This window comes from Brevibacillus sp. HB2.2 (assembly GCF_013284275.1).
Classification (GTDB): Bacteria; Bacillota; Bacilli; order Brevibacillales; family Brevibacillaceae; genus Brevibacillus; species Brevibacillus brevis_D.
This window is the reverse complement of sequence record NZ_JABSUV010000038.1, coordinates 44,984-60,309: the sequence shown is the minus strand read 5'-3', so window position 1 is coordinate 60,309 and position 15,326 is coordinate 44,984. Positions and strand designations below refer to the sequence as shown.

Below are 15,326 nucleotides of genomic sequence, written 5' to 3'. Positions count from 1 at the left end.
TAATAATCTATCACATCTAAAAAAAGAATACAAGATCTTTTTTGCTAGTTTTTTAAAAAAGCTAGCGAAATAAAAAAAGCCCCTATAAAGACAGGGACTTTAACAGGCTTACTGCGCTGTATACCCGCCATCAATGACGACAGCTTGGCCCGTAACGCCTGACGCTTTCTTGCTAGCCAAAAAGGCAGCGTAGTTCGCTACTTCCTTTACTTGCAACAGTCGCTTCTGCGGCACCAGCGGGTAGATGACTTCTTCCATCACCTTTTCCAACGGCACATTTCTTGTCTTAGCCAAATCCGCTAATTGGTTTTGTACCAGCGGCGTATCGACATACCCCGGACATATAGCATTTACCGTAATACCAGCAGCTGCTCCTTCCAAGGCTGCAACCTTGGTGAGCCCGATGACTCCGTGCTTGGCACTGTTGTAAGCTGCCTTCCCTGCAAAGCCAATCAAGCCGTTGATCGAAGCCATATTGATGATACGGCCATGGCCTTGTTGCTTCATAATGGGGAACACGTGTTTAATCGCGACAAAAGGCGCTGTCAGCATAATACTGAGCATTTGTTCAAATTTTGCAGTCGGAAACTCTTCTATGGGAGAAACAAATTGCAATCCGGCATTATTCACTAGGATATCGAGTCTGCCAAAAATTTGGACTGTCTGCTGGATGCACGCCTGCATTTGTACCTCGTCAGTAACATTACAACCAAAGCTGATTGCTTCGTGACCTTCCTTCTGCAATTGGGCTGCTGCTGCTTCCGCTGCTTCCCCATTCAAGTCCAGTATGACGACCCTCGCCCCTTCCTCGGCAAACGTCCGGGCAATCTCCAATCCAATACCGCTTGCAGCCCCTGTTACTACTGCTACCTGTTGCTCCAACAACTTCTCCATCCCCTACTATCTCCTCTCCTGATCCTCATTTTCTCTGTCTATAAACTCGCTTATCTTTGATGAAAATTAGAAAATAGACACGGCAAATGCCAGAATGAACACGACAGCTGTTTTCAAAACCGTAATCGCGAAAATGTCTTTGTACGATTGACGATGCGTCAAACCAGTAATCGCGAGCAGTGTAATGACCGCCCCGTTATGCGGCAATGTGTCCATACCACCGGAAGACATCGAGGCAATACGGTGCAGCAACTCAGGGCTGATTCCCGCAGCACTCGCCATCTCCAAATATTGCTTACCCATAACCTCCAGCGCGATCGACATACCGCCCGACGCTGAACCGGTCACACCTGCCAGTACGTTTACAGCCAGTGCCTCAGAAACCAACGGATGGTCACTTGCTCCCATAATCCAGCCTTGGATGAGCTTGAAGCCCGGCAATGTTTTCACAACGTTTCCGAACCCAACTTCGGAAGCAGTATTGAAAATCGCCAAGAGAGAACCCATCGCGGCAGCAGTCAAACCACTCGCCAGCTTGTTTTTGACTTGCTTCACATTGATTAAAAGCGCGGCAATAATTCCAAGACAGAGCGAAATAATCAGCGACCAAGAAGATACGACGTTTTTCACTTTCTCAATCTTAAATGATTCTTTGAGGATCGCTGGATCGTACCACGTCTCTACTGTCCAAATCCCTCTACTGAACATATAGTTACCCACGAGCACCAACGCCAACGGGAGAATTGCGACCCAGATGTTCATGTAGGATTCATTTTTGATCAACTCTGGTTCATTTGTATGTCCCTCGCCGTAGCCTTCTCCAGCAGCGACAGCTTGCTTGCGTCTGCGCTCCAGCCATAGCATCCCGCCAATGAAAACCAGAATGGCGCCAATCGTTCCAACAACAGGTGCAGCATAAGCATCCGTACCAAAATAAGTAGTAGGAATGATGTTTTGAATTTGTGGTGTACCTGGCAAGGCGTCCATCGTATACGTAAAAGCCCCTAGCGCGATCGTTCCCGGAATGAGTCGCTTCGGAATGTTGGCTTCACGGAAAATCGCAGCGGCAAACGGATACACAGCAAATGCCACAACGAACAGGGAAACTCCGCCATACGTCAAAATCGAACATGCCAGAACGACAGCCAAGATCGCACGATTGGAGCCAAGCGCTCTCACAATCGTGTGGGCAATGGATGAGGCGGCACCGCTCAACTCCATGACTTTCCCGAAAATGGCACCCAGTAAGAAAATAGGGAAGAATGATTTCACATAGTTTGCTGCATTCGTCATGAAGGTTTCGGTGTAGCTCGGCAGCAGAGAGATCCCGGAAAGGACAACGGCCAGCAGCGTAAAAATAGGGGCAAATACGATAACAGGATAGCCCCGATACGCAAAAAACATCAGCAGGCCGAGCGAAACCAAGATGGATAACACTTCGATGATCATAGAATTCTCCTTTCAATTTCTCCTCCGCTTTACAGAGGAGATTGTGTGGACTCACTTGAGGAAAACGCTTTCAAAATTAATTCAATTGCACGGACCATGCCAACCCCAGCCGATTCCAGAAAAATCGTTCAACCATACCCCTTCATCGTGCCTGGAGTTTAGGGAGCAGATGATAGCGCTTGCAAATTTTCCGGAATTTCGGAATTTTTTGTCCGGTTTTATGGAATCTAGCAAAAATCTGCCCACTTTTTAGGGAATCTGCTCATGGAAGGCTATTGGTTTTTTGCCGGAGGTCATCTTGCTCTATTCCAGAAAACCGGAATCTACCAAAATGCTATTGCTTCAGATGAAAAAAGCCGCGAACTTGGCTCAACGCCACATCCCCGACTTATACACGCCTCGTGCTACTGATACTTCTCCCACTTTTCGTAAAAGCTGGACTTGCTGATTTGCAACAGCTTAGCGGCGTTAAGCTTGTTCCCCCCTGCTTGCCGCATCGCTTGACGAAGCGCTTCCTGTTCAGCCTCTTCCAAGACTTGTTTCAATGGTCGAACGGCATGAGTTGGAACCGACAAGGCTTCGTGCGTCCCTTCGTCAGATACAGGCAGCCAAATATGCTCCTTTTTCAAGATATCGTCTTCCATTAGATGCAGAGCTCTTTCCAGCACGTTTTTCAACTCCCGTACATTGCCTGGCCAGGAGTAGCCACGAAGTACGTGCCATACCTCTTCATCAATGGCCCTGACCGCAACGCCAGTGGACTCGCCAAGCTGTTTGAGCAGATTCGAAACCAGCTCCGGCAAATCCTCCAGACGCTCGCGCAACGGAGGAATCGAGAGTGACACGACATTCAATCGATAATAGAGGTCTGCCCGAAACTTTCCTTCCTTGATGCTTTGAAGCATATCCGAATTCGTGGAAGCGATCACCCGCACATCGATTGGCGTCGTTCTTACAGCACCTACCCGCTCGACTTCTTTTTCCTGCAACACACGCAGTAGCTTGGCTTGCAGCGGCAACGGCATGTCCCCGATCTCATCCAACAAAATGGTTCCGTGGTTGGCCAGCTCGAACTTTCCTTTTTTTCCGCGGCGAACAGCCCCGGTAAACGCACCTTCTTCATAGCCAAACAGCTCTGATTCCAGCAAAGAATCCGGAATAGCGGCACAATTCACCCGAATGAAAGGACCCATTTTGCGCTTGCTCTCGGCATGAATGGCGTGGGCAAACAACTCCTTGCCCGTCCCGCTTTCGCCCGTGATGAGCACAGTCGAATCGCTTTTCGCAACTTTCTGAGAAAACTTTTTAAGCTCCTGCAGCTTCTGGCTGTACCCAACGATTTGGTCAAAGTGATAGGTAGCCCCCATACGCCGCCGCAGCTCTTTCTTATAATAGGTCAATTCATCCTTCAGCTGAGCAACCATCGCAGCCAAGGCAGTGAGCTCTTGCACATCTTGGAACAGCACCGTTCCCAGAACCGCAATCACTTTTCCTTCGTCCATGATCGGGATGCGATGCGCAATCATGTTCTGTCCTTTTATTTGCTGAATGTCAGCGATCTCGGCAACGCCAGCCTGACCGACAATATGCATCCGCGTGTTTTCGATGACATCCGTCACTGGTTGTCCAATCACGTCCTGTACATTAAGAAATTCCCGATAGCTCCGATTCAATAAGAGTATTTTTCCGTCCTTGTCCGTTACGATCATCGGTTCATGGGCATTTTCAAAAACGACCTCAAGCAATTTGCTCATCTGCTGGAGATTCCAATCCAAAACCGGCTCCCCCTTTGTCTGAATGCGGTTGTGTAAAAATTATACAGGAACGATCAGGGGAGGTGTTGTAGTTGCTTGACCAATCGCTTGGGAGCCGCGCACATATAGCCTTCCCGTATGTAATCCTCGATTTCACCATAGCTCGTCACGTTTTTGTCCAGGATCGAAACCCAGCCGTGATGACCGATGTACGGTGTCTTGTAAAAATGCTCCTGAGCAAGCAAAATCTCTTGGGTCGTCTTCAGCACCTTCACAGAAAAGGAGGGGCCTTCAGTGCCCCCCTCTCCTAAAATGACAAACGGCTTGTCGTTTACCCGAAACGATGTATGTCCAAAAGCGTCTACCTGCTCTGATACCTCTGGCAACCGCATCGCCAGCTCGCGAACAGCAGCTACCATCTTTAAACCTTCTATAGAAGAAATCTGTTCGTGCACCATCTGGTCTAAGCCCCCCTTTGCATCCAAACGCTCATGTACCAGTCTGTTCTGTACTTTGCACCACGTTTCCTTCTCTCATACGATAAAGCGGCAAAATAAAGCTGAGACCAATGATCATCAGGAATGCAGCGATCCCGTATATGACTGCGAGCGGAAGATACAGCTTCAATACTCCCGTAATACTCATCATGACGACCATGGAGCCTGTAAACAACGGGGTCAGTATTCCATTCACCCGACCGATAAAGGTACTCTCTGTGTTTTTAAGCAGCATGGTGTTGATCCCGATTTGAATGGAGGGCAAGAGCAATCCCGCAATGAACTGGGCAACAAGTGTCAGCCACAGATTCGTGGACATCCCGCAAATCGCTACTGCGATCGCATTCCCAAGAAGCCCCATAACCAATAGCTTTTGCGGTGGAATCGTTTTGGAAGCTGCCATCGTCATGGCCCCTCCGGCAATCATCCCCACACCTTGGGCGGTAATTAACCATTGCAGGCTTTCTTTTGGCAATTGCAGTTGTTCGGTCACGATAAAAATCCCAAGCGGCTGGATCATTCCCAATGAGAAGCCTACAGCCAAAAAGCAAAAGCCAAGCATTGACAGCACGCGACTGGAGAACACATAACGTATCCCGCTGACCATCTCCCCAAGCAGTGCCGTTTCTTGCTGCTCTTCTTTCTCGACACGATCTGGCGGCAACAAATACAGGACACCCGCCGCTGCGAGGAACGCAACTGCCGTGATGACCATAGCAACCTCCATCCCCCATTGCTGGAACACAAACGTACCGACAATCGGACCAAATACCATGAAGATCGCGAAAATAGTCTGATACGCCGACATTCCTACCTGAAGCTGTTCACCAGGTACATGCAGCTTGAACAGCTTCATACCGGACGGTTGGGAAAACTGAGAGAGAATGGCTGAAATGAGTGTGGCAAAAAAGATGGCCTTCCAGGAGCCGAAAACAAAGGTAAGCAGCACTCCGACAACCGATAGAGCACTGAGCACCTCACACCAGACCATCGTTTTTCTCGGTTGCCAGCGATCGGCAAACGTACCAGCAAGAAAGGAAAACAGAAAGATTGGCGCATACTCTGCCACAGAAATCATGGAGACAGCAAACGGATCGCCTCCTGTATGATCCATCACATAGAGCAGAATCGCCATGTTGCGCACCCATACTCCGATTTGCAACAGAACTGCTGATAACAAAATAGCCCTGACATAACGATTTTTCAAAACATTTGACATAAAAAAGCCTCCTTATCCATTGCGATCTGGACAGGAGGCTACGCATATTATCGTCAAAAAGACATAGAAACCCTTTGGTGAGTCTTAAAAGGATCTACCATCTATTCGCCAATATGCACATACTACCCCTATCCAAAAACGCATCGATTTATCCGATTGGTTTTGTGGAAATAGGAGTTAGCAGATCATCGGCTTAATGGTCACCCTTTCTTGTAGAATGACCCAAGGGTACCACAAAAAGTAATCCTGTGACAAGAAAAATTCACTTGATCTTGTCCTATGCCTTATCTAAAAGTGTGATGCGCTCTGCTGCTGGAATGCGTGGCTGTGCGTTAGGGATCGCGGCTGGATAACCGATATGCAGGTTCCCCAGCACCTTTTCACCTGGTCGAATGCCCATCGCTTCACGGAATTCCGGCTCGTGAATCCACGGGTACGTCTCCCATGTCAGACCGATGCCTTTTTCCCACGCCAGCAAGCTAAAGTTATGAATGACAATGCTGGTCGAAGCGAAATCGTCCTGACGCGTAATCAGGTTCGGACTTTCTTCCATAATGACCGTCATCAGCATCGGAATCGCCATAATTTTATTGTAAAACTTCTCGCCGACTTCTTTCTTTTTCGACGGATCAATCTCCCGCTTCTCCTTCATGATTCGCACGGCCTCGGCGATTCTTTTCTTGCCTTCCCCGTACGTCACAATAAAGCGCCACGGTTGTGTCATGTGATAATTCGGCGCCCACACGGCTGTATCCATCAGTTCTGTAACCAGCGCAGGGTCTACCTCCCGATCTGTAAAGCGATGAATTGAGCGACGCTCTCTAATCAATTTGGTCAGTTCCATTTCTGTCTCCTTCTCATTCCAGAGCCATTGCAACGCCCCAGGAAATCTGGCGTTTGCATATTTGCTCAAATGATCCGCCCCTTCGTCCATGAACAGGACGAGCTGATCTGCTGTGAAGCCGCTATCAGCCAATATCTGATGAGCTTCTTTTGTCAGCGGGACCATTTGTTTCTGGATGTTTTGTTTTTTAGCACCTTCCTTACTGCCAACATCCATGTAGATGCTCAGCCCGGGATGGTACATTTTCTTTTCCCGCATAAACGGAACCATGCCCTCATACCAATACGATCCTGAGATGCTGCCGATTTTCGTGAAAACATCCGGATATTGGTGCGCAGCGTACATCGAGATCAAGCCACCCAGAGAAAATCCGATAATCCCTGTTTTTTCGGGCCTAGGGTCTGTCCTGTATTTGCTGTCGATATACGCCTTACATTCATTGGCAACGTAAGAAAGATACGCATCTCCCTGCCCGCCAAAATCAATGTTGCGCTCAGATGAGATCGCTTTGGAAAACCAGGGCGTATAGTCATCCCTGCGGTTTCCTGGTTGGATGCCGACGAGAATCAGCTCAGGAATTTTCCCCTCTGCAAACTTATCTTCGATTGCATCGAGGGCAGTACTAAACGCAGGATCAAACAAGTCACCGCCATCATGGACATACATGACGGGAAAACGGGACGTACTCTTGTCATAGGATGGCGGCAAATATACGAGCAGTGCTCGGTGATGGCATACGTCTGCAAGCAATTGTCCCTTCACAATTTGCACGTCCCCTCTTTATTTTTTTCTTCTACTCAGTAGATAGAAGAAATACGGTACACCGATGATCGAAATGACGATACCCACAGGCAGTTCAATGGGTGTGAACACCGTTTTGGCGATAAAGTCAGCCGCCACAACCATGAGCATCCCGATTGTTCCCGACAAGGGAAGAGCATACCTGTGCTGAATTCCCGTCAAACGCTTAGCAATATGCGGTGCCATCAAGCCGACGAACCCGATGCCTCCAGAAACCGAGACACACGCGCTCACGATCCCGATACTCGACAGCAGGAGAATATTACGCTCCTTTTCCACGGACACACCCAGGTTTTTGACGGACTCCTCGCTCAGTTGAAGCAAATCGAGAATATGCACCTTGCGCATCAAAACAGGAATGAGTATGACTAGCCATGGCAACATCCCTGCAATATGCGTCCAGTTGGCACTCCAAATACTGCCTGAGAGCCACACGGTTGCCATTTCAAAATCGTTGGGGTTCATTTTTAACGAGAGATACAGCGATACAGCACCTAATCCGGAACCAATGGCGATCCCCACCAAAATCAGTCGCTGTGGATCAAGCGCTCCGTTACGCCAGGCAAAGAGGTAAATCAGTCCAGCCGCAAGCAATCCGCCTGTCAAACCGAACAAAGGCATGGCCATGATGGAATACCAGCTCGCCTCCATAAATTGTCCACCGAAGAAAAACATAAAGGCGACGATAGCGGCTCCTGCCCCAGCATTAATGCCCAAAATCCCCGGATCAGCCAGCCCGTTACGGGTGATCCCCTGAATGACGGTACCAGCAACCCCCAAGCCAAAGCCGACCGATGCCGCAATAACGATCCGCGGCAGGCGAAAATCGAAAATAACCAAATCGAATTCCGCTACAGGATCCATACGCAATAACGTTCGGATGACATCCATCACCGTCATGTCAAATACGCCGTTGGTCAGGCTGATATAAATCGCCAGCAAAATCAAGGCGCTGTTGACGAGTAACAGCAAACGAAATCTAGCTTTTCGATCAGGCATGCTTTCCCCCTCCTCTCTTGTAAATCAAATAGAGGAAGAACGGAACGCCGATAAAGGCCGTTACCACACCGATTGGGGTCTCAAACGGACTGTTCATAAATCGGCTGAGAACGTCAGACAAGGCTAGGAAAATGCCGCCCAGTAATCCTGTACATGGGATGATCCAGCGATAATCGAGACCTACCAAAAAGCGGGTAATATGCGGAATAATTAGCCCGACAAAAGCGATTTTTCCTGCCAACGCTACGGAAATGCCTGTGAGAATGACAACAGCAGTCGTTGCCAGCACTTTAACCATCACCGTTCTCTGTCCGAGGCCGCGAGATACTTCGTCGCCCAAGGACAAGATCGTAATCGATTTGGACAAAAGAAGTGCTATGACAATACCGACGATGGCAAAAGGAACCGCCAGTTTCACCAATTCAGGCTCCAAGAGATGCAGCCTTGCATTGTACCAAAAGCTGACGTTTTGCGAGACTTGAAAATAAGTAGAAATCGCGGCTGAAATACTGCTCAGAAAGGTACCCGTAATCGTACCGATGACCGCCATCCCTACTGGCGTTAAGCCGTTCGGCAATAGTCGAGAAAAAGCGAGTACCATCGCAACCGCAAGTGCTGAACCGATCAAGGACATGGTAATCATCGTGACACTCGTAGCGGATGGAATGAAAACCATGCAAAGGGTAACAGCAAAGACCGAACCATCAGACACGCCCATAATAGAGGGGGACGCGAGGTAATTCCTCGTCATCCCCTGCATCAACGCTCCTGATATCGCTAAGAACGCGCCGATCATGAGTGCGCCCAAGACCCTCGGCAAGCGAGAGTGCATGACAATTTGATGATCGACATTCCCTTCATCAAAGGCAAAGAAAGCTTGATAAATCGTCCCCGCATCAATCGGCTTGGCCCCGTAATGAATGGAGATCAAGATTGTAAGCAGGATCACCACTGGCGAAACAGCTAGTATGATCATGGAAGTTGCTTTTTTGGATTGCATAGCTTACCCTCGCCCACTTTTACTTGGCAGACAATTTTTCTACAGCCGCCTTCAGGAATTGTGTTTTGCTCCAAGCAGTACCGCCTTGTGCGAGAGGATCAACCACGTTTACGTAAACATTGCCGTTTTTCACTGCATTCACGCTCTTCCAAATCGGGTTGTTCTGCAAATCTTCCAATGCGTTTGGCTTGTCTTTATTCTCATCTGGAGAGAACTGGATGAACAGGTAGTCCGGGTTGATCTGGGTGAACTTCTCCATGGAGATGATTTCTTGTGCCTTCGCTGCTTTTACTTCTTCAGGTGCAGTCAAACCAAGGTCTGCGTACAGAGCTGGGTTGAAGAACACTTTCTCTGGGTAGATGTTGATGTTTCCTTGGCGCAGACGGATTACGAGTACTTTTTTATCCTTTATGCCGTCGCCCAATTTTGCTTTCGCCGCTTCAATCCCTGATTTGTATTCATTGAGCGCTTTTTCTGCCTCAGCTTGTTTGCCAGTCAACTCACCCAGCAATTGCAGGTTCGCTTCCCAGTTGGTCGAAATGTGGGACACAGGGAAGGTAGGCGCAATTTTGTTCAATTTCTCAGCCATTTCAGGCGGGAATTTACTGCTTCCCAGAATGACATCAGGCTTCAAGGACAGGATGGTTTCCAGGTTCGGTTGGATTTTTTCTCCGATGGATGTGGCTTCGCCCGTAATCGGTGCAAACATCTCAGGGAATTTACCGCCTACAGAAATCGCTCCTACCGGTTTCACGTTCAGTACCAGCGAATCTTCCATGGACTCCATGCTGCCTACAATGGCGATCCGCTCTGTTTTGCTAGGAACGGTATATTCTTTATCCAAATATTTGATCGTGCGTGTCTCTGCTTTATTAGCTTCATCCGCCGGCTTTTCTGCTGTAGCTGTTGTCGCAGGTGCTGTAGTAGGTGCAGTCGTGTTATTCGCTGCTTCTTTTCCTCCGCCGCACGCTGTCAGAGCCAATGTCAGCGCTGCAATGCTCAAGCCAAGGTATATCTTTTTCATTCTTGAAAGACCCCTCTCAGAAATGTAATGTTTCACCCTACGCGAGTGATAACGATTATCATTCGTGATTATAATGCATCCACTCCTGCCCGACCATGGACGAAATCCAGAATCAACATGGACGATCTCCTGAAAACAATTTCACACTCTCTTCCACGATCCGTTCATGAGCCGTTGCCGAGTATTCTCGCCAAGGGTCGGAAGTAATGACATGCGCCCGATTGTTGCGGACTGCTTCGATCTCTTGCCATGGTCCCGATGCTTTCAAGGCCTGGAAGCATGCCAACGTTTCAGCCTCTTGGCAAACCAGCAGCAGCAAGCGATCTGGCGCGAGCGCAGCCAATTCCTGTGCGGTCACAAGCTGGTCGTACTCCTTCTGTTTCGAGACAAAAGCAGGTTTGACTTGCAGATCCTGAAAAAACACTTCATTCATACTGCGATTGCAGTGGACATATAGCTGGTTTTTCAAAACCCGCACGATGAGCACCGTTTCATCGCCCAGAACCTGTTGAAGCTTTGTCCGGGCCCGCTTCGCCTTTTTCTCATACTCGCAGAGCCAATGATTGGCTTCCACGGACTCACCCAAAAAGTCTGCCATGAGCTGTAATTGTTCTTTCCATCCCCGCGCTTCAAAGGGAACATACAAGGTGGGCGCAATCTCGTTGAGTTGCTCCTGTTCCTGCAAGCTCGTCTCGTCCAAGCCAATGATGACGTCCGGCTTGGCATCGCGAAGCATTTCAATGTTGGCTTTCCAATTCTGATTAATTCGAAATGCGCTCAGATGTACCGGGATATCGTTTCGATAGCTGTGATGATAGTAAGCCGTCCATTTCGGGTGCAGTGGCGCCGCGTAAGGAATCATTTTCAAAGCCAGTAAATGCCCAATGATGGTCGAGCCGTAAGCCGCAATTTTTCGTTGGCGGCTTTTCATATAGAGAGTGGGTGAAACACCGACAGCTTTCTTGAATTTTCGACTAAAGTAAAACTCGTCGTTGTAGCCCACTTGATGAGCGATATCCCGCAGCTTGGCATGCGACTGCACCATCATCTGCTTCGCCCGGCTAATGCGAAGCTCTGCCAAATAGTCCATAGCTGAGACGCCATACGTTTTTTTGAACAGATCGACGAAATATTTTGGACTCACCTCTGCGATGCGAGCCAGCTGTTCAATCGTCACATTTTCCGAGTAATGCTCTTCCAAATGTGCGCGTGCCTGCTCCAGCGCCATTCCAGAATCTGTGGCCGAGAAGTGAGCATGCTTGACGATGTGGTACCATAGCTCTTGAAAAGTATGTTGGCCTCGAAAACGCTCGAGCGCCGTCTCCTGCTTCCATAGATTCTGGATCAAATCACAATAGACAGGCAGCTGCCCTGCCGATTGGACAGAGATCTCTCCCCGAAAAGGAAACAGATCTTTTTCTCGAAGGGCTTGGAAGCGCCGATGTCTGTCTTTCGTTTCCATAAAGACATCAAACCGAAGCATGTACATCTCCAAATGATCAGCCGAATCAGGGACGATGCCAAACGTAAGCATAGGAGGACACACGTAAATCGCATCCTGCCGCAATTGGTACTCCTCGTTCTCCAGACGCAGGCGCCCTCGTCCCCCGGTTACGACCAACAAAATATGCGAATGAGTGAATTGTTGGCGTAGTCGGTCATATCCTTTTGCTTTGAGCCATGTAATGTCACGCAGCTTAAAAATGGCTTCTGCCATGGTCTTCTCTGTGAATTGTTGAACCAAGGCTTGTGTTTCGTTCATGTTCTCACCTCTGCCCGATCCTCTATGTAAATGTTGATAATAATTCTCATTATCATCGATAGAGAAAGTATATCAAAAGTGACGCTTGCTTCCTATCAGGAATATTTAATGGAATTGAACCGATAACTTGAACGTGGTATGGTACGTACCAATAGAAAGGGAACGACGGGAGGGAGTGCGCTGGACGCAAGGTGCTCAAGTATTTACGACGATTTATCAACTGAAACCATTCAACATACGGAGTGAAAATGAAGATATGAAACGATATGTTCTACCTTTTGTCTCTAGCCTCATCGCGATTACTTTTGTAACAGGGTGCACCTCTGCCTCTGAGCAATTGACGGTAAAAGATCCTACCCCATCTGCAACGGAAAACACTGGGCAACCTCCTGCTGATGCGACCAAAGGCGAAAAGCCTGCCGCTGATTTGCTCAAGCAGTTCACCGTACTAGCTACACAAGCCAAGGAAGCGAATGAGCTAACTGCCTTTTTGGATCAGCATCTGGCGAAAACGGACACGAAAACCGCTGATCAATTATTTTTTGCACTTGATCAGTACTATGAAAAACATTTGCCCACGATAAACGATAACTTCAAGGCTTTTCTCGCCCGTCCTGGAAATGCGGAAAAGCTGTATGCCTTGCAATACCCTTACGATTTCAACAAGCTAGAAGGCGATGACAGTTTCAAACAATGGCTCCTCAATCAAACAGAGGGCGGGCTCGTCTTAAAGGCAACGAACGACATGTCTTTTTACTGGCAAGTGGATTACAAAGCACTGCAAAAATATGCTGCTTCGCTCGGCGAGGAAGGGAAGGACTACTTGTCCATTCAAGAAACGGAAACGGGCAAACCGTATTTGGGTGACGGCGGGTTGCAAATCACGCGGGCCGAGCTCGGACCCAGAATGGTTGAAGTCGAAGAGTATTTGGTCAACTACCGCAGTAGCCCACGTGCAGTGAAGCTCCGTACGCTTTATATCGACTACCTCAAAACATATTTGTCTGATTACCGTTATGATGCCATTGATGAAGCAACAATGAAACTGCTCCCGGCCGTCACGGAAGAGTATCAGAACTTTGCCAAGAAATATGAGGCTACGAAAACAGGACAGATCGTCAAAGATTACTTGAGCGAGGTCGCTAAAAACAAGGACGTGGTCTTTGAACCCGGCAAGCCTGGTGAAAGTATCATTGGAGAACGAAAGCCGAACCTTAGTCAGTTCTTGAATGGGCTCGAGGTGCGGATTGCTCATACGATGAATCCTTAAAAAACAAGCGGTTTGCGTGGCTGTAGTGGAGGAGAGGGAACAGGAGAAAACGACTCAGCTCCTAGGGCCACCCACTGGGGGATTGACTGGCCGACTCCATGCAAAAAGCGAAACCGCGTCCAAAGTGGTCCAATCTGGAAGTATCTCAGAGGTGGACGCTTAAGGGCGTGTTTCGCTTTTTGCATTACGTCTCGGTCGGTGTCCCTAAGATCTTCGCTGTTTATTGTTCTACCGCCGAAGTCTCGAACAAATAAAAAATGTAATCGGAGGAAGCTCCCGCGTGACCCATTTGTCTAAGCATGGCGGAGATATTGCCTCGGTGATAGGTTCCGTGGTTGGCGACGTGCTGGACGATGTCTGCATAACGAGCATGAACCGTGCCTAATGCCGGGTGCGTATAAGGCGCGGTGTCCTCCATCGAGATTTGCCCGAAGAAGTCTCTGAACTGCTGGGCTGATTCGGCAAACAGTTTTCGCAGCTCGTGTACGTTTTTCCCTTTTAATTCCTGCAAAAGAACCCCAACTTTCGGTCCTACCTCTTCGTACCTCTCCCCCTTCATGGCCAACAACCAAACATAATCCGTCTTGAGAATGTGAGCCAACGTCTGGGTGATGGTCGGAAACACGCTGGGAACCTCCTGCTCACTTACTCCCTCTGGTACCTCCTGCAACCGCTTGAATACCTTTTCGTTTGCCCATACATGGTATTCGTACAAACGCAATGCTTCATGCTTCATATTCAATCTGCCCCCATTCCCTTTTTCCATCTCTTCTTTGCTTTCAATATAAATCAACTCTGCTGACAAAAATGGTCAGTGATATCAAGTCGACTGATAAAAAAGAAATAAATCGGCAGCGATGGCAGCCAATCTCTCTTTTACAAAGGCTGGCTCTTCAACTTGAATGGATTTTCCGTATGGCAACAGATAATGAGGAAGGATCGAATGGGCCATTTGCTCATCTACTTGAAAAATCACCTGTGCCTCGCTGCGTTCCATCACAGTATGTCCGAGATACCAATGCCTACACAAATCAACGAGTGACTGTGGCCTTCCTTTGATTTTGATCAAAATGGTGTTGCCCTGCTTGTCTGCTTCCGGCAGTAAATTCGAGAGAAAAAAATGGCGCGCAGAAAATTCAGGAGGGCGTTGGAAGCTGCCTTCTGTACGTTGGATCTCATGAACACGATCTGCACGAAAGCTGCGAATGGTAGTACGGAGATGGCAATAGGCAACGATATACCAGTTTCCCTTCCAATAAACGAGCCCATATGGATCGATATGACGCATCTGTCTCGTTGTCTGGTAGGCTTTCTGATACTCGATCGAAAGAGTGTACCCATTGGCAACAGACAGCTCCAGTTCCTGTAGGGTAGATTCAAGAGAAGGATCAACAGGAGGCTGGATCACCTCGAAGCCGATACTATGTCGGTCAATCGCGTCACGCTGCTCTTCATTTGTGTAACGTTTTAGCTTGGAAATGGCTCGGTGTAAATCTGCTCCGAAGGGATAACCTGCCTCTTGGGCAAAAGCGGCTGCATGAATCAGGGCTTTTTGCTCGTTGAGGTCGAAAAATAACGGAGCCTCATTAAATTGCTGAAGTAAACTGTAGCCACCGTTGTGTCCGGCATCAGAAATGATGGGTACACCGCTCGCACACAGTGAGTCGATATAGCGATAAACGGTGCGAATATTAATCTCGAGAATCTCTGCCAATTGCTTGGCTGTCATTCGCTTGCCGGTCTTCAACAGCCACAAAATGGAGAGCATATTATCGGCTTTGGACATGTTTTGATTCGCTCCCCTAAAAGAAAT

At 48.4% G+C, this 15,326-nt stretch carries 13 protein-coding genes; 1 reads left to right on the top strand and 12 read right to left on the bottom strand.

The features are described from left to right. Nucleotides 1–108: 108 nt before the first annotated feature. From HP401_RS23310 to HP401_RS23265, 10 genes are all read right to left on the bottom strand, one after another. Nucleotides 109–894, bottom strand: coding sequence for a 3-hydroxybutyrate dehydrogenase (locus HP401_RS23310; RefSeq protein WP_012684101.1), 786 nt, complete (start codon nt 892–894; stop codon nt 109–111). Between the two features lie 66 nt (nt 895–960). Beyond that, nucleotides 961–2,343, bottom strand: a complete 1,383-nt coding sequence (locus tag HP401_RS23305) for a GntP family permease (protein ID WP_173606708.1) — start codon at nt 2,341–2,343, stop codon at nt 961–963. A 404-nt stretch (nt 2,344–2,747) separates the two neighbouring features. Then, on the bottom strand, nt 2,748–4,118 hold the full coding sequence (locus tag HP401_RS23300; protein ID WP_173606707.1) for a sigma-54 interaction domain-containing protein: 1,371 nt from the start codon (nt 4,116–4,118) through the stop codon (nt 2,748–2,750). Nucleotides 4,119–4,171: 53 nt separating this feature from the next. After that, nucleotides 4,172–4,555, bottom strand: coding sequence for an MmcQ/YjbR family DNA-binding protein (locus HP401_RS23295; protein ID WP_173606706.1), 384 nt, complete (start codon nt 4,553–4,555; stop codon nt 4,172–4,174). A gap of 31 nt (nt 4,556–4,586) precedes the next feature. Further along, nucleotides 4,587–5,813 carry an MFS transporter gene (locus tag HP401_RS23290; protein WP_173606705.1) on the bottom strand — a complete coding sequence of 409 codons (1,227 nt, stop codon included), beginning with the start codon at nt 5,811–5,813 and terminating at the stop codon, nt 4,587–4,589. Between the two features lie 277 nt (nt 5,814–6,090). Next, on the bottom strand, nt 6,091–7,428 hold the full coding sequence (locus tag HP401_RS23285) for an alpha/beta hydrolase-fold protein (protein ID WP_173606704.1): 1,338 nt from the start codon (nt 7,426–7,428) through the stop codon (nt 6,091–6,093). Nucleotides 7,429–7,437: 9 nt separating this feature from the next. Beyond that, a complete protein-coding gene (locus tag HP401_RS23280) occupies nt 7,438–8,457 on the bottom strand; it encodes a FecCD family ABC transporter permease (protein ID WP_173606703.1) in 1,020 nt (339 codons plus the stop codon). Further along, complete coding sequence (locus tag HP401_RS23275; RefSeq protein ID WP_173606702.1) at nt 8,450–9,457, bottom strand: FecCD family ABC transporter permease; 1,008 nt, start codon at nt 9,455–9,457, stop codon at nt 8,450–8,452. The genes HP401_RS23280 and HP401_RS23275 overlap by 8 nt, the downstream gene beginning before the upstream one ends. A gap of 19 nt (nt 9,458–9,476) precedes the next feature. Beyond that, on the bottom strand, nt 9,477–10,481 hold the full coding sequence (locus HP401_RS23270; protein WP_087349219.1) for an iron-hydroxamate ABC transporter substrate-binding protein: 1,005 nt from the start codon (nt 10,479–10,481) through the stop codon (nt 9,477–9,479). 112 nt (nt 10,482–10,593) lie between these two features. Then, the gene (locus tag HP401_RS23265) at nt 10,594–12,243 is read right to left on the bottom strand and encodes an AraC family transcriptional regulator (protein ID WP_173606701.1); all 1,650 of its coding nucleotides are present in this window, start codon (nt 12,241–12,243) and stop codon (nt 10,594–10,596) included. 175 nt (nt 12,244–12,418) lie between these two features. Between HP401_RS23265 and HP401_RS23260 the strand changes: the two genes are divergently transcribed. Beyond that, complete coding sequence (locus HP401_RS23260; RefSeq protein WP_309145153.1) at nt 12,419–13,513, top strand: ATP-binding protein; 1,095 nt, start codon at nt 12,419–12,421, stop codon at nt 13,511–13,513. A gap of 220 nt (nt 13,514–13,733) precedes the next feature. On the opposite strand, the gene HP401_RS23255 is transcribed toward HP401_RS23260, so the two are convergent. Beyond that, on the bottom strand, nt 13,734–14,249 hold the full coding sequence (locus tag HP401_RS23255) for a DinB family protein (protein ID WP_173606700.1): 516 nt from the start codon (nt 14,247–14,249) through the stop codon (nt 13,734–13,736). Nucleotides 14,250–14,333: 84 nt separating this feature from the next. Beyond that, nucleotides 14,334–15,299, bottom strand: coding sequence for a helix-turn-helix transcriptional regulator (locus tag HP401_RS23250; RefSeq protein ID WP_173606699.1), 966 nt, complete (start codon nt 15,297–15,299; stop codon nt 14,334–14,336). Nucleotides 15,300–15,326 lie beyond the last annotated feature (27 nt).